This window comes from Chitinophaga sp. Cy-1792 (assembly GCF_011752935.1).
In the GTDB taxonomy this organism is placed as follows: Bacteria; Bacteroidota; Bacteroidia; order Chitinophagales; family Chitinophagaceae; genus Chitinophaga.
Genome location: NZ_VWWO01000001.1, coordinates 3227574 through 3251391 on the forward strand (window position 1 = coordinate 3227574; position 23818 = coordinate 3251391).

Annotated in this window: 19 protein-coding genes; 3 read left to right on the plus strand and 16 right to left on the minus strand. The window is 46.2% G+C overall.

Features of this window, described 5'->3' with window-relative positions; all coding sequences use genetic code 11:
- Positions 1-16: 16 nt before the first annotated feature.
- Positions 17-3334 (minus strand): TonB-dependent receptor, encoded by a 3318-nt coding sequence (locus F3J22_RS13165; RefSeq protein WP_167017840.1) that lies wholly within the window; start codon positions 3332-3334, stop codon positions 17-19.
- A 429-nt stretch (positions 3335-3763) separates the two neighbouring features.
- Positions 3764-4357, minus strand: a complete 594-nt coding sequence (locus tag F3J22_RS13170) for a Crp/Fnr family transcriptional regulator (protein WP_167017841.1) — start codon at positions 4355-4357, stop codon at positions 3764-3766.
- Between the two features lie 544 nt (positions 4358-4901).
- On the opposite strand from F3J22_RS13170, the gene F3J22_RS13175 reads away from it, so the two are divergent.
- A complete protein-coding gene (locus F3J22_RS13175; RefSeq protein WP_167017843.1) occupies positions 4902-6452 on the plus strand; it encodes a S41 family peptidase in 1551 nt (516 codons plus the stop codon).
- A gap of 63 nt (positions 6453-6515) precedes the next feature.
- Here the strand turns inward: F3J22_RS13175 and F3J22_RS13180 are convergent, their stop codons facing one another.
- Entirely contained in the window at positions 6516-7364 is an 849-nt protein-coding gene (locus tag F3J22_RS13180; protein WP_167017845.1) for a sialate O-acetylesterase, read from the minus strand.
- Positions 7365-7798: 434 nt separating this feature from the next.
- Complete coding sequence (locus F3J22_RS13185) at positions 7799-8176, minus strand: hypothetical protein (protein ID WP_167017848.1); 378 nt, start codon at positions 8174-8176, stop codon at positions 7799-7801.
- Positions 8177-8645: 469 nt separating this feature from the next.
- On the opposite strand from F3J22_RS13185, the gene F3J22_RS13190 reads away from it, so the two are divergent.
- Complete coding sequence (locus F3J22_RS13190) at positions 8646-9374, plus strand: FkbM family methyltransferase (RefSeq protein ID WP_240155048.1); 729 nt, start codon at positions 8646-8648, stop codon at positions 9372-9374.
- Here F3J22_RS13190 and F3J22_RS13195 read toward each other — a convergent pair.
- From F3J22_RS13195 to F3J22_RS13245, 11 genes are all read right to left on the minus strand, one after another.
- On the minus strand, positions 9366-10610 hold the full coding sequence (locus F3J22_RS13195) for a WcaI family glycosyltransferase (RefSeq protein WP_167017852.1): 1245 nt from the start codon (positions 10608-10610) through the stop codon (positions 9366-9368). The genes F3J22_RS13190 and F3J22_RS13195 overlap by 9 nt on opposite strands.
- Entirely contained in the window at positions 10610-12016 is a 1407-nt protein-coding gene (locus F3J22_RS13200; protein ID WP_167017854.1) for an undecaprenyl-phosphate glucose phosphotransferase, read from the minus strand. Before F3J22_RS13200 ends, F3J22_RS13195 begins: the two co-directional genes overlap by 1 nt.
- Positions 12017-12074: 58 nt before the next feature.
- Positions 12075-12809 (minus strand): FkbM family methyltransferase, encoded by a 735-nt coding sequence (locus F3J22_RS13205; protein WP_167017856.1) that lies wholly within the window; start codon positions 12807-12809, stop codon positions 12075-12077.
- Positions 12806-13906 (minus strand): glycosyltransferase family 1 protein, encoded by a 1101-nt coding sequence (locus F3J22_RS13210; RefSeq protein ID WP_167017858.1) that lies wholly within the window; start codon positions 13904-13906, stop codon positions 12806-12808. Before F3J22_RS13210 ends, F3J22_RS13205 begins: the two co-directional genes overlap by 4 nt.
- 5 nt (positions 13907-13911) lie before the next feature.
- Positions 13912-15345 (minus strand): hypothetical protein, encoded by a 1434-nt coding sequence (locus tag F3J22_RS13215; protein WP_167017860.1) that lies wholly within the window; start codon positions 15343-15345, stop codon positions 13912-13914.
- Positions 15346-15351: 6 nt separating this feature from the next.
- Positions 15352-16260, minus strand: coding sequence for a nucleotide-diphospho-sugar transferase (locus tag F3J22_RS13220; protein WP_167017862.1), 909 nt, complete (start codon positions 16258-16260; stop codon positions 15352-15354).
- 12 nt (positions 16261-16272) lie between these two features.
- Entirely contained in the window at positions 16273-16983 is a 711-nt protein-coding gene (locus F3J22_RS13225) for an FkbM family methyltransferase (RefSeq protein ID WP_167017864.1), read from the minus strand.
- Positions 16976-18319 (minus strand): flippase, encoded by a 1344-nt coding sequence (locus tag F3J22_RS13230; RefSeq protein WP_167017866.1) that lies wholly within the window; start codon positions 18317-18319, stop codon positions 16976-16978. Before F3J22_RS13230 ends, F3J22_RS13225 begins: the two co-directional genes overlap by 8 nt.
- Entirely contained in the window at positions 18312-20678 is a 2367-nt protein-coding gene (locus F3J22_RS13235; RefSeq protein ID WP_167017868.1) for a polysaccharide biosynthesis tyrosine autokinase, read from the minus strand. Before F3J22_RS13235 ends, F3J22_RS13230 begins: the two co-directional genes overlap by 8 nt.
- 14 nt (positions 20679-20692) lie before the next feature.
- The gene (locus tag F3J22_RS13240) at positions 20693-21442 is read right to left on the minus strand and encodes a polysaccharide biosynthesis/export family protein (RefSeq protein ID WP_167017870.1); all 750 of its coding nucleotides are present in this window, start codon (positions 21440-21442) and stop codon (positions 20693-20695) included.
- Positions 21443-21538: 96 nt separating this feature from the next.
- Complete coding sequence (locus F3J22_RS13245) at positions 21539-22762, minus strand: acyltransferase (RefSeq protein WP_167017873.1); 1224 nt, start codon at positions 22760-22762, stop codon at positions 21539-21541.
- Positions 22763-23054: 292 nt separating this feature from the next.
- On the opposite strand from F3J22_RS13245, the gene F3J22_RS13250 reads away from it, so the two are divergent.
- Complete coding sequence (locus F3J22_RS13250; RefSeq protein WP_167017874.1) at positions 23055-23312, plus strand: hypothetical protein; 258 nt, start codon at positions 23055-23057, stop codon at positions 23310-23312.
- Between the two features lie 41 nt (positions 23313-23353).
- Here F3J22_RS13250 and F3J22_RS13255 read toward each other — a convergent pair whose 3' ends face one another.
- The gene (locus F3J22_RS13255) at positions 23354-23779 is read right to left on the minus strand and encodes an organic hydroperoxide resistance protein (protein WP_167017876.1); all 426 of its coding nucleotides are present in this window, start codon (positions 23777-23779) and stop codon (positions 23354-23356) included.
- Positions 23780-23818: the final 39 nt, after the last annotated feature.

Sequence of the window (23818 nt, forward strand, 5' to 3'; positions counted from 1 at the left end):
CGTCGTAATGAATGGATTAGAAAGAATAGCGGGCACCAATCTGCATAGACCAGGTGCTGGTACCGCTGTTGATATTCTGTGTAGGTGTTGTATATAATACGCCGTTATTATTTTGCATTTTATATACAGGAACACCGTCGGTACCAATACGGCTCAGCGCAAGCGGCTGTGTGGTCGTCGTTGTTTTCTGAATACCCCAGTATTTGTTCAGCATGTTAGGCAGGTTCAGGATATCTGCAGAGAATTGCAGGGTATGTCTGGTTTTGCCGGATTTGATGTAAAACTCCTGGAGGATACGTGCAGATACATCGTTGTACCAGGGCATCATCGCGCCGTTTCTTTCTGCATACCCACCACGGTGTTTGCGCAGGTAAGAGGAGTTGTTGATGAATTTATCCAGTGCAGCAGCCTGCTGGTCGGCAGTGAAGCTGTAGGTTACGCCGCTAACGGTAGCAGAGTAAGCATCAAATACCAGTTCTTTACCTGTCTTAGGTATGTACATCATATCCTGGTTGTTGCCATCGCCGTTTAAGTCGCCATTGATCCTGTAGGTGATGTTACCGGAAGGAGCACCCTGGTAAATCAGGGAGAGGGTAGTAGCTGCATGTTTCAGGTATTCGAAACGGTAAGAGAGCATACTCACGATTCTGTGACGGGTAGCGAAGGCTGATGATGCCAGTTCCAGGTCGTTGCTGGTTCCAACGGTAGCGTTGGAGTTCCAGATGGAATAAGCCTGAGAGCCGGAGTTAGCAGAGATATCTTTCGCTTTCGTATAGGTGTAGGCGATAGAACCAAAGAAACCTTTTGCAAAGGCTTTGTTCAGCTGTGCAGTGAATGCATAGGAATAACCTTTGTTGGTGTTTTCTACGATAACAGCAGAACTGATATTAGGATAAATATAACGATCGGTATTTAAGGTAGATACATAACGTGGTCTGTTATCCGGACCAGCGAATTCGCCGGTAGGCTCTTTCAGGTTGGCGTTACGCATACGGATGGCATTGATATCTTTGGTGATCAGTCCTTCCAGGGTGAAGCTATAGCCATGGCCCAGGTTCTTGTCGATCGCCAGGTCTGTTCTGAAAATCTGCGGGAACTTGAAGTTTTTGTCAATCATCACGATGTTGCTAGGGATAGAAGTACCAGCCACTGGAGGGAACTTATCTGCATATCCATCAATCTGCGGGTTGAATTTCATTTTCTGCAGCTGTGCCAGGTCGTCTGGGTTGGTGTTTTTCAACGCCACACTGTTCTGGTACATACCGGAGTTGGTAGGCATGTTGGTCAGCCATACAAATGGCGCCATACCGTTGAAGATACCCATGCTTCCACGAACAATCAGTGATTTATCTCCCAATACGTCCCATCTTGCACCGATGCGTGGAGAAAGGTTCAGTCTTGCTGCCGGCCACTGACCATTGTAATGGGTCATGTTGCCATCTTTGTCAGGGAATGTCAGCGCTGTGATAGCTGGATTTTCCAGGGCTTTCTCTACATATACAGGTTTGTCGGCACGCAACCCTACGGTTACTTTCAGCTTGCTGTTCACTTTGATCTCATCCTGTGCGTATACAGAAGCTTGTCCGTATTTCAGTTCAGCAGAGTAAACGGCTTTCTTACCAGGTACCATTGAATAGGCATAGGAGTAATATAAAGGCGCCTGATCTGTCATGAAATCGTTCAGGGAATTGTAGATATAATAGCTCTGTGCACCTGGCATGAACATATTACCAACCAGCTGCGACTCATAGGAGAAGCCTGCAGTGAAGGAATGTTTACCGGTATAGTAAGAGATGTTGTCTGTAACGCTCCATACCTTATTGAGTACGTCGTTGTTATAGCTGTATGGCTCTACTCCGAAGCTCATGTAGTTATGGGCGATATTGGTACCATCGAAGATTTCCACGAAAGGAAACGGAGCACTGTTGGTGATCCTGGTATCCTGTACCTTGCTGGAGGTGAGTAATAAGCTATTGGAGATTTTACCGTAGTTACTGTTCAGTTCCAGTGTACCGGTTCTAACGGTATGTTTGAAGCCATAAACAGAATTGGAGAAAATCATAGACTTGTTACTCAGCCTGCTGTTTGGCAGGGTAGAGATAGAGGCAGTAGTGCCTGGCAGTGAAAATCCGCCGCCACCGATAATAGAGCTGGCATTCACGGAAGATGGATCTTCATTGCTGACGAAATCGCTGAACTTAGCGGTCAGTTTATGGTGTTCGTTGATGTTCCAGTCTACTTTAGCGATGTATTTGTAGTTTGATTTAGCGGCGGTAGGGTAGTTGTCATAAACACCCGGATCGTAGTTGTATTTATCTTTCAGGTATTTTGCCAGCAGGGCCATAGAATCCAATGGTGTAGAGGAAACGTTTCCTGCGTTGGTGCTACCGGTAGCTACATAGTTGGTGATCCTGGAGCCGGAATTGGCTTCATATTCTCCGTTGATAAAGAAGAAGAGTTTATTTCTGATGATAGGTCCGCCGATGCTTCCGCCATAGGTTTTTTTGGAAGAAGAGGTGGCAGGATCCAGTTTGATGTCGCCAACATTACGGCCGTTGAAAGACTGGTCGCGGTAGAAGCCATAAACGGTACCGTGGAATTCGTTGGTACCGCTTTTGGTAACGGCGTTGATGCCTGCGCCGGTGAAGCCCGACTGGCGTACGTCTACTGGTGCGATGTTTACAGAGATTTCGTCAAAAGCATCCAGGGAGATAGGAGAAGAGCCACCACCTGGCAGCGGGTCGGTGCTCAGACCGAAGCTGTTGTTGAGGTTGGCACCATCTACTTTCAGGTTGTTGTAGTTACCGCTTCTGCCGGCAAAGGTGTTGTTGTTGCCACCTGATTGCGGCGTCAGTTTGGTGAGGTCGGTGATACTACGGTTAAACGACGGCATAACAGCCAGTGTTCTCGAGTCGATCACGGTAGCGGCACCGCTTTTTTCAACTGCACCTTTACGTTTTACGGTAGATGCTACGGTTACGCCGGCCAGTTCTTTGGTATCTGCGCCCATGGTAACCACTACATCATATGGGTCGCCGAGTACTACGCTGAAACCTTCTACAGTCTGCGTTTTAAAACCAATAAAATCAATCTTTAACAGGTAAGGGCCGCCTACGCGAACGCTGCTGATGGTGAAACCACCATTCTTTAAGGTGCGGTTCATGTATTTGGTGCCGGAAGGCTGGTGTACCAGTGTTACGCTGGCGCCTTCAATGGCTTTGCCATCCGGACCTTTAACGGTACCGGTGACAGATCCGGTGGTGACCTGTGCCATCATTGCCAGCGGCAATAAAAACAGGCATAACAGAAAAAGTAATGCTTTCCTTTGTAGCATAAGAGCAACTTTTAGTATGGGAATGAATAGTTATTTGTTAAGTTGTAGGTTGATGATTGCCAGGTACAGTAAATGCCTATTTTTTGTTTTTATCGACAGCGGTAGTGTGCAGATCCTTTTGCAGCAAGATGTCTGCATTCCATGGCCAGCTTTTGCCATGGGGTTTTGCCCACGATTTACAGTATAGTGCGAACTGACACGTGCATAGTATTATAATGCTCCTCATAAGTTTGATTTAGGTTGTTCGTTTTGGTGAAAAGCCCTTATCATATTCGAGATGCAAAGTAAGTGCATGAAAATGCAAGTGGTGTCAACGGAAGATCACCAAATAGTTACTTGAATATTAATCGTGTCAGAATCTTACAGCCTTTTGAAAAAAACTGGCTAAAGAGAAAAAGGTCAGCAGGCTGGTATGGGTTAACAAATGAGTCAGACGGCGTTCAGCGTATCGGCCGCCAGCTGCCGTGTGGTTCCTGTAAGGTCGGCAATATCCTGCAGGGTGAGTAATCTGTTGAGAATGATTTCCCTGTTGCCTACCATAATCGTTTTTTTCTGCAATTCTTCATAAAGCAGCGTGATGCGCTCACGTGGCTCATAGGAACGGATATTGGCCAGCATGGATTCCGTTTTATTCCAGCGGTAAACGATTTTTTCAAATGACCATGCCGCTACTTCCGGATCATGGGTCATCAGGTGTTTGAAGAAAGCAGGTTTGTAAATTCTAAGCTGTGTGGAGGCAATGGCTTTGCCGAATTCACTGAAGGTATCACCACCCAGCATGGCCAGGTTGCCAAAAAATTCACCGGGAGTTACCAGTTCATAGATATATTCACGGCCCTTTCCGGAAACACCACCCAGCTTCACAGCGCCACTGATGATCTCATAGATATCTGTATACTTATGTGAGGTATCATACAATTGCTTACCTCTTTTCACTGTCATAAGTTTTACGTTCTCCTTCAGGCCCGGCGTTTGTTTCCAGGTCAGGTAGTTGTATAGGCCTACTTCTGAAATTTTCAGCATAACCTTCAAATTGTCAGGGGAAAATTATTAATTTTTAAACCGTTCGTTCGCTTTTAAATTTAACTAATTGTTATCTTTTGTCGGGCTGATATATTATTTAAAACCAGGTTGTATAAGTGAATACGTGCACAGGCAATCTTTAAATTACAAAAAATTTTATCAGTTAACGAAAAATAACAGCAGTAAATCCAGACATCCCTGTCTCAGGTATTTACTTTTGCGCTTTTATTGTTTTTTCCAGGCAGATGATCGATAGGTATATGTATCCGTTATATTGATTCATGATAGTATAAACGTAATTTATAGCCGCACCTTTTGGGTATAATACCATTGATTAAAAACAGCCTTTCAGCCTGGTTTTTTCATCTCCGGGATATGTTCGCATAAGGGTCAAATATAAGATGTTGCAACGATTATTTCTGTATTTTTAATAAAATCCGCTACTGTATTGGGTTCTGGCGCGTGAAAGGATAGTATTTGCGCTTCAGTGAATAGTTTCGTAGCTTGTGGATTCAATCAAATCAGCGCCTGCGGGCGGAAACTTATGAGACGCTTTTTATTTTTTACTGTGCTGACCCAACTCCCTGCATTATTCTCGGCAGCCCAAACCAAACCTTTGTCTGCGGCAGACAGCCTGAAAATCTACAACAAAATGCTCACGCCGCGCCAGATGCAGGCGGACCTGAAGGTATTCCGCGATATCCGGGAGAAAACCAATTCCGGACTATATCGCTATTATACCAAAAAACAGATAGACAGCATCTACAACTGGGCAATAAATGCAACGAAAAAGCCTGTACGTACAACGGAATTCTATAAAATCATTCTGCAACTCTCTGATTTCGAAGGCAGCTGCCATAACTATACGGAGCCGGCAGCAGATTTATTCGGCTTCCTTAACCGCCAGAAAGGCTATTTCCCCTACGACCTGAAGTATATCCAGGGGAAAATGATTTTCAATAACCAGACGGCCGAAATCCCGGCAGGTTCCCGTATTCTCAGTATCAATGGCGTTTCGGATACTGCACTAATGCATTCTTTCTATAAGTACTTAACTGCCGATGGCTATACCGTTACCGAAAAGTTATCCGGTAGTGTTAACCGTGCCTATGGGGTGAGATATCTCCTGGAATATGGCTTGCATGATAGCTTTAAAGTAACTTTTACTCCGCCATATACGCAGGACGTGAAAACGGCTACACTGGCAGCGGTAACCCTCGACGAACGCAAGAAAAACCAGGTAAGCCGCTACAGCGCAGCGGTAGATAGTACCATCGACTATAATGTGCAGCCTAAATATAGCTTCCGCATGAAAGATGCCGCTACCGGCCTGCTCAGTCTCCGCATCTTCACCATGGCCGACGATGCCGATGATCCCCGCTTTCCGGTATACCAGCGGTTTATCGACAGCGTTTTCCAGCAGCTGGACAAAAACGCGGTTCCTAATCTCATCCTGGACATCCGAAGCAATCCCGGTGGCAGCGACCCTACCTTCGAACAGCCGATGATGTACCTCACGGACCATCCATTTAAGGAAAACGATGAGGCATATATCTCCTTTAACCGTGATTCCATTCCTTTTATGCAGTATTTCTGGGGAATAAGCACCGGAAAGCGCTTCGATTCGGCAGATATTGCCTACGGACATAAATTCCTGAACGAAAACTACCTGCCTTACAGCAACGGGAGAAGTAAACAGAACCAGGTAATGAACCCTGTGTACAACCCTAAACAGCCTGCCTATAAAGGACACCTGTACCTGTTGGCTGATGAGTACACAGCTTCTGCGGCTTCTCACCTGGCATCACTGGTGAAAGCCTATGCCAGAAACGTCACCATCGTTGGCGTTGAAACGGTGGGCGGATACTATGGCCATAACGGTCACTCGCCACTGGTTTATGAATTACCCAATTCCAAAATCAAAACACAGTTCTCTATTGTTTACGTAGTACAGGACGCACCCGTAAAGCCCGACCAGCCGGAAGGCCGCGGAACAATGCCTGACCATGAGGTATGGCAGACCTTCGACGACTACATGAACAAAAAGGATACGCAGATGGAATACGTCATGAAGCTGATCGCCGATAAAAAATAATTGAAATAGCTTGACAAAAGCAAAAAAGGATGGGCCATCTGGCCCATCCTTTTTTAATATGGTTTATAGAGGTTGTAGTTGTTCCAATTCTTGCTGGAAGGTGGTTACAGAGATTTTTCCATGAGCGAATTTAAGTTGCAGCTCAAAGGTTTTTTCCGCAACGGTCATCTCCCTGTTATAGATGGTTTCCAGCACGGCACTTTCAAAAGGCAATGGCGCCGTGATTTGCTGCTGCTTTGTGAAGGCCTCTGCGTAACGTATACCAAATAGCCGGAGGGAAGCCGCATTGAAATGAATATAATCCGGATTGGCCGTGAGGCCCGCAGCTGTCGCAAAGTAGCAATGGGGCTGAGATTCCGCATATTGCAAGAGCTGGTCGTTGACTACCTGGTAGGAGGAAAACACTTTACCATAGGTGCCCTTTACAAGGAAGTCGCCCAGACCTCCCACGATCAGCGGTATTGCAGGTGCGTTCAGTGCAGCTCTCAGTGCTGCTATTACGGGGCCAAACTTGCTGGTATAACGTTCTGCATTTCCGGGCAGACTGTCAGCCTCGCCCTGATGCCAGAGTATACCCGCCAGGGTGCTGTCACGCATGGCCAGGCGTGCCTGGGTAACGGCATTTTCAAACAATGGTCCATCTACAGCCCATTCGTCGATGCTGCTGCCGCCATCGGCGCAAGGGATAAGGCCTACCGCCGCCTGTGGGTTGCTGTGCCGTAATGCGGCTGCAAAAGAAACAGCCAGACTAACACCAGCAACCGGACGGTCGTAGTTAACGGGTTCTGTCATGGTTTGCCAGCGACCGTTCCGAAGTACTTTGATGCCTTCGTCCAGGATAGCCGGTACCTCGGCTGTAAAACCACGGCCCGCCATATTGGACTGGCCAATCATTAAAAATGAATGAGTCATATGATGAGTACTAATTATCGATTTTACTATTTAATCCCAATGCTTTAGCAGAAAAGAATAGCCTGCCAGCTACGTGATATCATTCTCTGAACATTTTTTATTGAGGCATTATCACAACAATGATCGTATCGGCTAACAGCATTTATATTCAGGGTTCAGGGACAGGTGCACCAATGATTTAGCTTTTTGTAAGCGGGTGCCTGTCAAACTCCCTGTAAGTTACATAAACGAATATAGTACAAATGTCACAAAATTGAGACATGGATTATGTTTTGTATATGTTAATCACTAACGGTACCGGATATCTTTTTTCTACTTAAAAAAACTTAAAGCAAAATGCGGTCATTATCAGGCCGGAAGATCTTATTAAAGATGACCAGCTGTTATTATTTATTCAGACAAAAATAATAACAGCTGGTCATCTTCGTATAGGTTTACCTGTTACAGTTGGCGGTCCAGGTTTTTCCATCCCTGGTAAAACCTATGACCAGCTTATCTTTATTAATAGTGATAAGCCCTGTTCCATTGGCGCCAATGTTTACCATGGTATTATCATCTTTCTTTTCAAACTCAACACCTGTCAATGCGGGAATGTTGTCTGAAAATTTGAAATTATACTGTGTACCTACCTTCGTAACAAATACACTGCCGTTGTCCTGCTGAATATTGGTGCCACTATCGGTGTAGGCTACACTCCCTTTGAATGTCCCTGCAAATATATCTACGTCAGCAGGGTCTGTACTCTTGCTACAGGAAGCAATCACAAATGCTGTTAATAACACAGCGCAACAGATTTTCAATAAAGACCTCATAAAGATGGTTTTTGGTTACAGAATATTATTGGCTAATAACAGGCAATTAGTATACCACTGGTTATTTTTTTAAAGAGAGAAGATCGCGTAGTTATTTATTATCAGGGAGATAGCCCCTGTTGACAGGTGCCTGCAGGGGCGTATTTCCAATGGTTATGCCTGTACGAAAAATTGGGTGAGGTATGCCCCGGTATGTAGAAAAATGAGCAGTCTCTGACGTTTAATTTAATAATGTTTTGTTGTCAGTTAAATGGTGATAGCCGTCATCTGTTTCGTTTTTTTTGTCGATACATGCTGTTCATTTGTCGATATTAAAAGTATTTGAATGAACAAAATGAACAGGGTTTTCATGCTGCTTATCCTTAACTTTCCTATAAATGCGTTTGCTATGAACAGGGTAGGGAGATCTGTCAAAAATGTTTTTGTTTTTCTGCTGGTGAGGAAAGCATTTTACCCGATACATCTCTTTATGTATAAGCTGAGCATGTTCGGGCTGGGCCTGAGAAACAGTGAAAATGATTATGTGACGGGAGAGAAAGCCTTCATTCGTTTCCTGCAGGCCCGTAAACTGCTGAACAGTGGTGTGATATTGGACATCGGTGCTAATGTTGGTCACTATTCAGCCATGCTCCGTGATGCGCAGATAAACCTGCCTATTTTTGCATTTGAGCCCCATCCGAAAACTTACCTTAAACTCAAAGATATCGCCGAAAAAAGAAACTTTACGCCTGTTTGCCTGGGCGCCGGCGAAGCATCATCGGATACCGTAATATATGATTATGACGGACAGGAAGGCTCTGAACATGCCAGTATGTATAAGGAAGTAATAGAAACGCTGCACCATGGCATGGCAGAAGAAATCCGCATTTCCATGACCACCCTGGACGAATTTATTGCTACTAACGATATCGATAAAATTGCCCTGTTGAAAATAGATACGGAAGGGCATGAACGCAACGTGCTCCAGGGCGCCACTCAGGCCATCAGGGCGGGGAAAATTGATGTTATCCAGCTGGAGTTTAATGAAATGAATGTCATATCCAAAACATTCTTTAAAGATATTATTGACCTGCTTCCCAATTATGACTTCTTCCGTTTGTTGCCGGATGGCCCACTATCCCTGGGTATCTATCATCCGGTACACTACGAAATATTCTGTTTCCAGAATATAGTGGCAGTACGAAAAGACCTATGCTGATAATATATCCTGCTCAAATTGCTGCATAATCCCATTTACGCCGAGGTATTGTTCCGCATATTGCCTGGCATTACTGGAAATTTTACTGTGCTCACTGTCTAATGCCTGTCTGATTCCGGCTTCCAAGGCATCGGTATCATCCGCGTTTACGCTGATACCTACCTGGTGCTCTCTCACAAGGTCATAAAGTGTGGTGCCTGCATTGGCTGTGATAACGCTTACGCCACCTACAGCCAGTATGGTAGTGAGTTTGGAAGGTAGTACCAGGTCGCTGGCCTTACCTTTTTGTAGTACCAGGTGTACATCTGCCATATTTAAAAATTCGTTGAAAGTAGCTGCAGGTTGTAAGGGCAGGAAGCTGATATTGCTGAGGCGTGCAGCCTTTGCTTTTTCTGCCAGTGTTTGGGCATAAGGTCCGGAACCACAGATGATAAAGCGTATCTTTTGATCGTTATGCAGGCGCATGGCCACTTCCAGCACATGTTCCAGTCCCTGTTTTTCGCCGATGGCGCCGCTGTACAAAATGATCTTGCTACCAGCCTCCTGTCCGAATTTCTGTTTTAGCGGTGCTTTGTCTGACAGTGGATAAAACAACGAAGTATCGACCCAGTTAGGAAACAGGTTTACCTGTTTTCCGGCTTTTCCGGCAATACTGGCCACCATCTGCGGGGAAATGCTGCTGACCATGTCAGCCTTTCTGAAAATGAATTTCTCTATAGAAAACATTTGCTGTAATAACCATCTGGACTTAATCATACCTAAATCCCGGGCTGCTTCTATCTGCATGTCCTGAATATGGTAGAGGAAGGTGGCCTTTCTGGTGAGTTTATACCAAAAGCCCAGCAGGCCAAGGTGAAAGGCGGGTGATACTATCAGTACTACATCATATTTTTTGCCAAACAGGAGGGGCACAAGCCGCAGGGTGGCAGAAGCGTAGAAACTGATATCCTGTAATACTCTCCGGCTCCCGCTTGGCTTTGCAGGTACGTACATCGGGCAGCGGAAAACATGGATGGCTGACTGATTGCCAACAGCATGTATTTCATTGGAGTAGTAATATTTTTTATGTTGATATTCCGGCGCCACCTTCCATTGCGGGTAAGAAGGATAGGATGTAATAACACTGCACTCATAGCCTCTGGCAGCAAGCCATTCCATGAGCTCTCCGTTGTATTTGCCAATGCCGCTGGGCTCCGGCGAAAAATACCCGCTGATCAATAAAATACGTGTGGCCATCAGAATGCATTTTTATCTCCCCTGATCATATTTACGATCGTCTGAAATACGATTTGTATATCTAACCAGATACTATAATTTTCTATATACCAGATATCCAGGTTGATTCGTTTCTGTTGCTCCAGCAATGACTTGCATTCGCCACGGCAGCCGTTGATCTGTGCCCAGCCGGTGATACCGGGTTTCACCTGGTGACGCAGCATATAGTGTTTCACGGTTTTCTGCATTTCTACATGCATGGGGGTACAATGTGGGCGCGGACCTACAAACGACATTTCTCCACGTAAAACATTAAAGAACTGTGGCAGTTCATCGAGGTTTGTTTTGCGCAATATCTTCCCGATTTTTGTTACCCTGGGATCGTTGCGCTCAGCCTGGAGGTATTCGCCACTGGTGCCTATTTCCTCGCAGTTGACACGCATGGTCCTGAACTTATAGATGACCATACGCTTGTTTTTCAGTCCCCATCTTTCCTGGCGGTATATCACCGGGCCGGCCGACGTTAATTTTATCAGTACGGCGATCAGCAGAAACAGCCAGGAAAAAGCAGCCATCATGACCACCGTAAAAAGTATATCAAAAGCGCGTTTCAGCTGCTGTATGCCGGCATCATCCAGCGGGGTGGTACGTATGCTGATCAGCGGGAAGTGTCCGAATAAGCTCATTTTAACCATACTGCTGCAATGCTGGTGGCAGTCGGCGATGATTTTTACCCTCTTGGCTGCCTGTTCGCTGGTAACGATGATATGTTCCCTTTCTTCCCTGGTACTCTGCGGCAATGCCAGTACTACATCATCAATTTCATGTTTTTCAAAAATCCGGGTAAGGTCAGATATATTGCCGAGGTATTTTCCGTTGACAGCTTCATTTGGGGCAATGTCGACAAAGCCTACACATTGGTAGCCGTAATGGTCGTTGGCAGAAATGGTTTGCAGAAAATTCTGCCCGGTTTCACCGGCGCCTATGATCAGGATATTTTTTTTATTGAGACCATAGGAGCGGAGTTTTACCAGCATTTTTTTGATCAGCAGTTTTGTTACCAGCATGATGATATATATGCTGGTAGTATAAATGCCGATAAACAGCCGGGGCGAGTATAAGTGTTTAAAGAAATAGAAGCCCACGAATGTAAGTATACATACGTGCAGCAGCAGTGTTTTGGTGATGGCCATAAATTCGTAGGAGAATGGCCTCGACCTGAAATCATCATATAGATGAGTACTATATTGGCCGGTAAGCAGCCAGGTGACCTGGCTGATCAGCAACAGCCAAAGGTTGGCGGGTTGGGCCATGGCCGGATGTTTAAGCAACACCACCATTTCCTGGGAAAACAGGAATGCGCATGTTAGCACGATGCAGTCTGCCAGCTGGCGAAAGAGCATGGGCCTTTGAACAATGAGTTTCATAAAACAACACCTAAAAAGTTAACAAATCGACGCTACTGTAACCGCGTGAGTCAATCCATCACCTTTTCTTGTATAGCAGGTCCATTTGCAGGATTTGCAACTTTCCAGATTGCAGGAATCCTACAGGTGCGATAAACTCGAAGCCAAGCGATTTGACAAAATGGTGCATTTCATCAAACAGGGGTTCTCCTTTGTAAAGGGGTACAAAACTGGTTTCAAAAAGGAGGTAGTCTATTTGTTGCAGGCTATTGCCAGCGCCGGATAGTACCTCTTTCTCAAAGCCCTGCACGTCCATTTTTAAAAGTACGGGGCCATTGACGGGCAGCTGTTGTAACACAGTATCCAGTCGCTTTACCGGTACCTGTGTTAATACTGCATTTGCAGTGCCAGGTTCCAGTGCTATGAGTGTTTCACTGACTTGCAGTGCGGAACTGGCATGGGAATATTCGTTGCTATAAAATGCCAGCTGGCCATCATTGCTGCCTAGCGCATAATTGAAGGCGCTGATCCGGGCAGATTTTCTGGTATTTTGTTGCAATGATTTATAAGCATCCGGCAGTGGCTCAAAGGAAAGTACTTTGGCGTGTGGAAATTTATACGCTGCTGCGAGTGCAAACTGTCCCTTGTTTGCGCCAACATCGATGATGGTGTTTAGTTGGGAGATGTAATGCCCGCAGTTGTGCATGATCTGTGTGGAGGCTACAGAGGCCCCGTTCCGTAGCAATCCGCCCAGGCCTTTGCCTGATTGTAGCATCACCCGTGCTGCATCTGCCATTTTAAATATCAGGTTCATCTTGCAAACTTTTTTTGCCAACAATTTTGATAGAAGTGTAATGTAGATGCCACTGTTTTTTCCCAGGTAAATTGCTGTACTCTGGCCAGTCCTTTGCTGATCAGCCGTTGCCGGTAACTGTCTTGTTCCAGTTCCTGTATGCGGAAGGCAAAAACTTCCGGCAAAGGCTCGTCTGCAAGTATGCCGGCATCGCCTACAACTTCCGGAATGGAAGTGCGGTTACAGGCAACTACCGGGCAACCGGCCTTCATGGCTTCTCCCGGAGGAAATCCAAAGCCTTCGTAAACAGAAGGGTAGAGCAGGCAAAAGGCCTGATTATACAAGTGGTTCAGTGTTTCTTTACTAACTACCGGCAGCAGATGGTGCCTGCCTGGCAGCAATTTTTTCAGCAGCGCATTTTCTGTTGCTGATGTGGCCCCACCACCAACAGCTACCAGGTGGTAATTTTCCGGTAACAACGCCAGCGCCTGTACTGCGGTGTTGAAATGTTTATAATAGTTTCTGGCGCCCACATACAACACGTACGCCGGAATATTTTTCTTTGCCAGCACCGATGGCCAGGAGCGTTTATCCATCACGGAAAAGTCGCTGCCTATGCCGTGGTGTATCACGCTGACGCTGGCTGCGCGTGCCTGCGGATAGAAATGATATAGTTCACTCCTGGTACTTTCAGAAATACAGATGATTCCATCTGCCTTCCTGATGCCATAGGCTTTCTGGGTGGTATTGAATAACCCTCTCGGAAAACGTGTGGCCAGCTTACGCTCATGTGCAAAGTCATGCACGGTGAGTATGTTCAGTATATTTTTCTGGGGAGATACCCGCATATAGCCTGCATGATATATGGCGCCTGCCGGCAAAGTATACCGCAGCGGGAGGTACCGCAGCAGACCCGCCGGTAGTTTGCTTTCCCGGATACATGGATAATCGTTGTATTGTAACTGTTGCTCAAAAACATTATCCGCGGTAAGCCGGGTATTCAGAAAGGATACACGCTGCCCGCTATTGCAGATACCCTTCAATAGTTCATACCAGTAGGCAGATACCCCGCCTGCCTGCTGAATGCTGAAAACGATATTGTCCAAATAGATATTCATAACAATTAAGCCAGTGCAGTGATAGCTTCTTCGCTATGCATAGATGGCGATACTTCTCCATATACACATAATAAAGAGGTCATCAACAGAAATAAATCTATCTGACTAAAAAAGAAACATACGGCGATAAATACCAGGTAGTTTTTTTGAAATAATGGTAATCCGGGTCGTGATCTGGTAACCAGCCAGAAAATAAAAATCAGGCCGATCAATCCGAATTCTGCCAGCACATAAAACCATCGCATGTTGAGGTTATGACCGCCAACGCCTTCGAAACGGTTTTCATACCGCAGGTTCCCGTCAAAGTAACTCGCCGGAATGAACATACTGTTTCCCGGGCCATAGCCGGTGGCCAGCAAATAGGGGTTGTCCTGCAGGAAGTTAACGATGGGTAACTCCATGTCGCGCTGCAACGGAATACCCAGGTATACGTTGTCCTGTTGCCAGTATTTGGTATCGTACCTGTCTACGGAACGCTCCAGCAACATCTGGTATACTGGTTGGTTCCTGTTTTTCAGGTAGAGTTTCATCAGCGTATCTTTCATGCCTGCCACCATCATAAACATACCAACGATTATACCCAGACTCGTCAGTATTTTGAGTCTGACCACCGGCCAGCGGTACAGCAGCAGAAATACAATGCCGGCACTGAGTATATTGGTCCAGAAAGTTTGTGAAGAGGTGATGGTGGCCATCATAAAAGCCCATAAGGCGTACCTGTATTTTCTGTTGTATAAGAAGATGGGAATGGTGACGGACATAAACGCACTGAATACCTTTGGTTCGGCAAACAGCGCCTGGATGCGAATTCCCAGTGGTCCGTTTATTTGCTGGTACATATATCTTTCCTGCAAGCCCAGCAGCTGTCCCAGTATCTGGTTTTTCAGTACAACGAGTACAAACAGCTGAATGACGCCCATCCAGCAGGAGAAAACGGCGATGCGCATCATTGTGTTACAGAAGGCGTCGAAGGATAGTGAATGCCTGTCCTGTACTATCTTTGAGCCAATGGCAAACATCGGCAGATATGTCTTTATATAAAAATATAATGGACGCAGGTAGAAGCTCATGCCGCTGCCCTGCCATTCAAAAGGATTTTTATAAAATGCGGTGATCATCATCACCATTATCTGCAAAATCAATGGTAGTAGTAACAGCCAGAGGTACGAATTCCGGATGTATAGTCTGCCTGTCAGCAGCTGGTGTAGCTGATCTGCCATAATAAACATGGCAATGAAGAAGGAAGAGCTAAAGGTGGGGCCTATGTAGATCATAGTGTAAGCCTCTGTGGCAAAGGCATACAGCAGCATGTCGATGATGTTGATACGCTTTTTATAGTAGAGATACAGCAATGTCAGGGCAATGATGAGTGGCATCATTTCCTTGAATACCTCCACGAAGAGGTTACTGCTTTTCAGATCTAATACTGTTGTCTCCACAATGAATTATTTTGTTGTCAGTCGCGTATATAACTTCATCAGCCGGGGGCTTGTTTTGATAAAATCACGTACCACCAGGTAAGTCCTGCTGGGCGAAAACATGACCTTACTGGCGTAGTTGTCTGCTTCCTGGTCTATTGATCTTTTCTGCGGATGTACGATATCGGTGATTTCGCCGTAAGCGATTTTGCTGAACCAGGGTGGTATCCGCTGGGTGTGGGTGCTTTCGGCATCATATCCGATATTACGTACCATGCTTACATTTGGGGCGATGACCCATCCTTTGTTGAACCATACGGAGAGGAACCACTGCACGTCCCAGGTATCGAGCTTGCCGTTCATTATCCAGTGGTAGTCGTGCAGGAGTGTTCTGCTGAGTCCTGTTGTAGTATGGTGTTTGTATCTGGAAAGGGAAAAGTCGTAGTATTTCCATGCGCGGCGCCAGGTGGCCCATCCCCAGATGTGTGCCATGCGGGAATAGTAATAGGAGGCATTTCCGCGTTGATTGCCAAACTGAAAGTTGCTGCCATTGATATGCATGACGTACTGGTCTTGCCGGTAGTGGTGGAGCATATTGGTACAGAAATCAAAGAAGCTGGGGGCTGGCATGCAATCATCTTCCAGGATAATACCTTCTTCTTCCTGCTCAAAGAACCAGCTGATAGCGCTGCTGACGGCCTTTCCGCAACCGAGGTTACCGGTGCGGAAGAGGGTGGTTATCTGGCAGGTCCAGTCGATGGCTTCCAGTACTGCATTCCTGGTCGTTTCACATTGCAGGGTTTCTTCCGGGCGATTGTCTCTGGGGCCATCGGCTGCAATATATATGCGGCGGGGTTTCACCGCACGCAGGTGCCTGATAAGCTCCAGTGATTTTGCTTTCCTGTTAAAAATCAATATCAGTACGGGGGTATTCATCTGCTGTTGATTTTAATCATTCGGACCCATATAATTTCCTTGCAGGTCGCGGAAGAAGTAGGTGTAAAATGTTTTTGCAAAGAGGCCATAACCTTTCTGGTCCATGAATTTCAGCAGTTCGCTGTTATTTCCTTTTTCCAGTTCGTATGGCGTAGATTCTACCAGCACGATGGCCGGGCGGTACTTATGCCAGTTATTGGAGCGAAGTACTTCCAGGTCCATGCCTTCTACGTCTATGGTCATAAAGTCGATGGTCGTAGATTTCAGGTGCCGGTCGAGGATAGCTGCCAGGGGCATTGTCTCGATCTTTTTGCTGTCTATGACCTTGTAACATTCTTTCTGTGTATATTCTCTGACACGTTCTTCCGAGAACGTATTTAATGCCGGTTCATTGAAGATGGAATAGGTGAGGTGCTGTGGTTCTCTGCTGACGCCCATTTCCAGGTTGGTGTCGCCGGGGCGGTGTTTGTTGAAAAGCGCCATGGTGCCTGGTCGTGGATCTATATTGATACCTCTCCAGTTCTTTTTATAAAACAGGTAGGTATTGGAGAAACGGAAGGGGTGGTGTGCGCCAACATCGACGTATACGCCATCTTTCTTTTCATCGAAGATGCGTTTCAGGATCAGGTCTTCCCCTTCGGAGCTATAGGCGAGCACACTATACCGGAGTTTAGGGAATAGCCTGGTGACGAGGCTTTTCGTTATATTTTTTACGTTATTCATCGGCCAGTGGGTTATTGGGGTGAAGGAATAGTTGTTTGCTGAAGCGCCGGCGTAACAGTGTCAGGCCTTCAGCGGCATCTGCGTATATGCGTGCAGGGTAGAGCATTTTCCAGCTCAGTAATATGGCCTGCCTGCTGCTGTCGAGTAATACCGTCGTGATAAATACGGTGCTGTAGGCCGCTACGGTGGCTATGGCAGCACCTTTTCCCCCAATAGTAGGAATCAGGATGATATTGAGGATGATATTTACTATCAGGCCGGCAACATTACCATACAGATAGAGTTTGTAGCGGCTTTCTACGAAAAGATATTGCACCAGTACCATCATCAGGAATACAGGAATAACGGCCCAGATATGTATCTGAAGGATGGCGCCAGCGTTGACATAGGCGCTTCCATATAGCCAGAATAGCAGTGGCCTGGCGGTGATGCTGATGCCCAGCGCCAGTATGGTGCTGATAACGCCTGATGCCCGGAGCCATTTTTCGAGCGTCCGGAGGTACACGGTCTGTCCTTCCGATTTCTTTTTGAAAAGAATAGGCAGCATGGCGGTGCTGATGACGGTAGGCAGGGCATACCATAATTCTGATATGCGGATGGCCACCACATAATTACCCAGTTCGGCGGGGGTACTCAGGAAGTTGAGCAGTACATTATCCACCTTCATGAACAGTACGACCACCAGGCCGCCGAGTATCAGCACCCAGGAGTCACGGAGCAGCTTTCCCGCCATTTTGAAATTGATAAAGCGCGGATGAAGGGTGGTGTGCCGCAGGTACCTGTAAAGTATCCAGGAATAGGCGCAGGCGAGTTCCAATGCCGCCAGGGCGAGGAAAACCACGAGGCCTGCGTTCAAAAATACAGCGATCAGCCTGCATGCCGAGAATGTCAGGAACATAGTTACTTTGGGAACGATCACTGTTTTCAGGCTTTTGCTTACCTGGTAATAACCATCCATGACGTCAAAAGACTGGAAGAGGATGGTGGTGCTGGAAAAGCAGATGCAGAGCAGGTATACCGGGTTGGGGTTCATGAGATATACCAGCACTATGCTGAGGATCATGCAAAGCATTGCTGCGGTGATACGTATAAATAGTATAGTCGTTACCGTAGTACGTGTATCCTGTTCTGCCATTAGTTCTTTAATGATCAGCTTGTCCATGCCCAGAATGGCGATACTTCCCATAATGGCACTGACGGCGATCGTATAACTCCAGATGCCGAATGTGCCTGGCCCCAGGTGACGCGCAAGCAGTGCCAGTACCAGTATCCCTGGAAATAACCGGCTGATTTTATCTGCCAGCAGCCATCCTGTATTTTCTACCAGTTTATGCAATGCGTTTGGCTGTTTTTCTGATCAATGCGCGCCAGCTGTATTTGCGGCCTTTCTGTTCTTCATAGCTATATTTTCCATAGTAGTAATGTGGGTAGAAGGAATGTTGTTCTATGCCGTTAAAGATGAGCCCCTTCTTCTTGAAATAATTCTCCCGCAGTACCTCTTCCATCTGTGCCAGCTTGGCTTTGAGGGTATAGTTGTAGCGAATGGTAAAGAGGGTACAGTCTACAAACGGGGCGATACTTTTCGCATCAGATACGATGCCTACCGGCGACGTGTCTATTACTACATAATCGAAGGCGGACTTTAGTTCCTGGAGCAGGTGTGCCATCTGCTGGCCTTCGATCAGCTCTACCGGATTGGGTGGTATAGGACCGGACGACACGATGTAGAGGTTTTCGGCGCCGGGTACTTTGCGGACAATTTCTTCCAGCGATGCATGTCCAAGTAAGTAATTGGTAATACCTGTACGGTGGTCCATATTAACGAAGGAGGAGAGCTTGGGTTTGCGCAGGTCCATTTCTACCATCACCACCTTTTTGCCATTCACTGTTAATGAATTGGCGATATGCGTGGTAAGGAAGGTTTTGCCTTCACCGGAAATGCTGGAGGTAAGCATAATGGTAGCGGAACCTTTATGGTCTGCCAGCAGGAAACGCAGATTGGTACGCAGGTTGAGGATCTGTTCTGTCAGCACTGATTTCTGGGGCAGGGAAAGATCCCTCACAAATTCTTTCTGCTGGAATATTTCTGCAATAACCGGCAGGTCAAAAATTTCTTCTATTTCAGACCTGTTGAGGATACGCGGATTGAGGAAATATTTTATGTAGATATATATGCTGACGGCCACCAGTGCCAGTACGAGGAAGCTGATATATATCAGTGGTTTCTTCGGGCTGACAGGGTCTTCCGGTACATAGGCCGGTGCGATGATTTTATTATCGGTTACCGTACTGGCATTGCTTACAGAGGCTTCTTCTTTCTTTTTCAGTAAGAAGAGATAGAGATTTTCTTTTACCCCCTGTTGTCGTTTTATATTTACGTATTCCCTGGCGTATGCCGGTATCTGGGCGATCTTATTGTTGATGCCATTAACTTTTTCCTGTGTCTGTTGCTGTACCACGCCGGCATTTCTTTTATATCCGCTGATATAGTCGCGGATGGTGGCGCGGGCATCCTTTACCTGGGCGGTGGCGTTTTGCATGATCACATTGTCGGGTTGCAGGGAGAGGGAGAGTTTGCGGTTTTCGCGCAGTGCTTCCTCGTACCGGTTGATCATGGCGGTGAGGGTGCCGTCTACACTGCCGCCAACGGGAGCAAACGGGTAGTTGGCATCGGGCATATTGATGTAGTCTTCTACCTGGTCGAGTACAGAGACCTGCATATTGGCCTCACTGAGCCGCGAGTCGGCTTCTTTTACCTGTTCCAGTGCCAGTTTGGAGCTGGCGTCGATGTCGGTGATGCCACGTTGTACCTTGAAATGTTCTTCCTGGCCTTCCAGCAAACCCAGCTCATCTTTCAGGGAGTCTATGCGGGTGTTGAGGAAATGAATGGTTTTGAGGCCGGATTTATTTTTATCGCTGAGTGTGTATTCGTTGTATTCATCCAGGAGCGCGTTGAGGAAGTCGGCGCTGCGTTGGGCAACGGGATCTTTGTAACTCAGCAGGATGACGGTGGCATCTCTGTTGACGAGCGTTGTATTGATATCTTCGACCGTTTTTGCAGCCAGTTCAATCACAGAATCCACCGCGATGCGGTAATGGTCTGGCAGGGCTGCTGTGGCAGTGGTATTGGCATGGAGCAGGAAGGTATCTTTGCCAAATGTAAATGGTTGGTCTGCATGTACGGATATGGCGGTAGCCTTTCCTTTTTTGCCTGCTTTGGCGCGGAGGTTATAGGTGTTTTTATCTGCCTTAACGTCGAAGGTATAATTACCAATCCGGGCATTATTACTTAAAACCCTGATCAGGAGGGGTGGGTTTACATATAATTCGTTTGTATGGAGTGGTTGTTTGTCGTAATACCGGAGGTTGAAAGCACCTGCGCTGATGACTCTCTGGAGGAGTACCGGCGACTGGAGGACTTCCATTTCATTCTCCATATTTTTACCATCTTTGAAGAGTGACAATGATTTCAGGGCATCGGCTTCTTCACTGTTGCCTGTTTTTTTATCATCGCGGATATATAATCTGGCGGTAGCCATATAATCCGGCTTGGCATATTTCAGGTACATGTATCCGGCACCGGTGGCCAGCAGGATGGCTACCAGGTATAAGGGCCAGTGGAACAGCATTTTCCGGAGAAGATCGGAAAGGTCCAGGGCTTTGGTGGTATTGTGTACTACTTTGAGAGGTGCCATACAAAAGGGTTTTATCATTTACTCAGGAGCACAATGGTGGTACCGAGTGAAATAAGGGCTATGATCGCAGGCAGCAGGATAACAGACTTTGATGTCGGGAATTTCTTATTGGAACCGGGTCTGACATATACCACATCATTATTTTCCAGGTAGTAGTAAGGAGAGCTTAACATTTTGCTGTCGGTAAGATTAATACTGGCGTATTGTTTTACACCATCCACTTCCCGGATCACCATGACATTGTCGCGTTCGGCGGTGACGTTAAGGTCGCCGGCCATACTGAGGGCATCCAACAGAGAAACTCTTTCCGTACCTATTTTAAAGGAGCCGGGGCGGGCTACATCACCGAGTACGGATACTTTAAAGCTTACGATGCGGGTAGATACGTATACATTTTTTAAAGATTTAGCAAGTTTGTCACCCACGATGGTATTGATTTCGGAGGTGGTTTTGTCATTGACATTCACTTCTCCTACGATGGGCAGATTGACATTACCGGCGGCATCTACGAGGTAGCCCTGGTCTATTCCGCCGTTGGTCATGTTGTTGGTACCCATGGGGTTTGGGTTAAAGATCATCGATATGTCTTTGTCCAGCGTGGTGATGGTAATCTGGAGCACATCACCGGGGTGCACGCGTAGCGGGGGCACGTGCAGTGTTGTATCGCGGCCGTTAGTGCTGACGATATCATTGAAATAGGTGATCTTTTTACTGCTTTGACAGGCAGTAATCACGAAAAGGAGGGTTAGTAAGTAGTATCGCATGAATGCCATTCTTTTATGGGTCAGTTAATCCGCAATGGGTGATTGCGGTTCAATCTGTCGGTTTTTCAACTATTTTCTGGCAGCTGTGGTGGTTCGTTAAGCTTTTTTATCAGAAACCTCCACCGCCAGCCTGGGTGGTTTTGGAAAAGCCAGTTGCCTGATTTTATCCTGTAATGGTAGTTCGTACCAGTAATAAGCGGCAACACTTATAGTAACCAGCACTGAAAAGAAAGCCAGCATTGACCATGGCGAAGACAATATCTGGCGACTGATATTAAATTGATGGAATAGCAACACAATCAATAACTGTAGTGGGAAGTGAAGGAGATAAATAGCATAGCTGCTGTTGCCGAGGATTGCCCAGCGGCTGCTGAGTGGGCGACGGACAGTTTCCAGCAACACCAGTGTGAGAATAGTGCACGGAGATACGGTTAATCTGAATAGCATATTTCTGAGTACAGGGTAAATCTTTTCGGAAGCTTCGGGGGTTATATGCGACAGCTGATGTAGTCTTAGCCATTCCCAGGCCTGATGTGTTAATGAAAAATAATATCCGACAATGGTATAAGTCCATAGTGCCAGCGTGATGATACCAATCACCTTTAGGTACTGTTTAGCTTTATTCTGGCGGAGTATGTCCATATAGGCATAGTATACGAGGCCACCCATGAAGAAGGAGAACATCCCTTTACCGATGAGCATATCATAATGCTGCATGATGGCGCCCACGGGAATGAGCAAAAGGATAAATAGCCTGTTGGCCTGCAAACGGAAGAAGCAGACCATATAGAACATCAGGTAGAGTAGTACTTCAATAGACACAGACCAGGACGGTGCGTTGAAGCCAGGGCCTCTTTCAAAACCCCAGTTTTGCATAAATAATAGGTGCAAAACAAAATCGTAGCTGTCGTTGAATACGAATATAAAGTAGTGCCCCAGGTTTTTCAGGATCAGGAACTGCAGCAGGGCGGCCAGCATGAGGCCGGCGAAGTGAATGGGATATAACCTGCTCACCCTGTATACCACAAATTTGCCGAACTTCATCTTTCTGGAAGAAAGCCTGTCTGCATACAGCCAGAAGAAAATAAATCCGGAGAGCAGGAAGAAGAGGTCTACGGACACCATGCCGTTATTATAGAATACTTCGAACCATGAATAGAGTGGGAGGGACGCTTTATCATAGCCATCCTGGAACCATATATCATCTTTATAAAAAAATAATTGCCAGTGATATAGTACGACGATGATGGATGCGATACCTCGTATTGCATCCAGGCCGTAAAAGTGTACTGGTATCGCCGGTTTATGTGGGTTGTTCATAAAAATTCAGGATATGCTGGATAGTTAGGATACGTTACTGAATTTACAAAAAATTAACGTTTGGTAATTTATTCCAATATGATTTGAATAAAATGATCAAGATAAGTTTGATTGAACAAAATGAATAAGCGGGATAAGCCGTGAACGAAGGCCATGGTGAAGGAGTCTCATTAAAATTCGCTAAAATCATGTTGTCACGTGCAATAAATTAGTTGAACGGGTAAGAAAAAAGGAATGGAGGACGTCGTTATTCAAAAATTTTTCAGAAATTAGGATGTAGTAAATAGAATCGATGTTAACGAGATTAGATTTTAGAGAGCCTGAAGGCACCGTCCTATATACCGCAATCTGTCATAGCCAACTGGAAGCTGAATTTCTGATCGGTCGTATCATGCAATATGACTGGTTTGATGAAAAGGGTACTTATACTATGACATGGACAGACCTGACTTCTTTGGAGGAACGGGTATTGCATGTTTACAGGTTTAAGCTGGAGCCACCTCATGCGCGGGCTGCCTTTGAGTCTTTTAACAACGAACAGCAGCAATAAAGCCCGCAGCTCTCCACCGCGGGCCTTTAGCCATTCCAATATTACACAAGGTTTAATGTTACCGGGATATTATTCCTGATGGCCTTTGAATAGGGGCAGGTGTTGTGCGCCCTTTCGATCAGTTGTTCGGCTATCGTAGTATCTATGCCTGGAAGTTCGATATTCAGACGTGCCTGCAGGCTGTAGCTTCCGTTATCGAGCAGCAGGTCAATTTCCGCATTAACGGCAGTATCAGCCGGTAATTTCACCTCCAGTGCCTTTGCTGCCAGTCCCATGGCACCGATGAAGCAGGCCGACCATCCTGCTGCGAATAGCTGTTCAGGGTTGGTACCTTTTCCGCTGCCGGGAGCGCCCAGTTTAAGCTGCAGTTGTTCGTCGCTGCTGACTGCCTGTCCTTCTCTTCCACCGGTGGTATGTGTTTTACCGGTATATAAAACTTTTGCTGTGTTTGTGGTGATGTTGTTCATCGCTTATGGTTTTAATTTTTTTAAATAGATAGATGATTG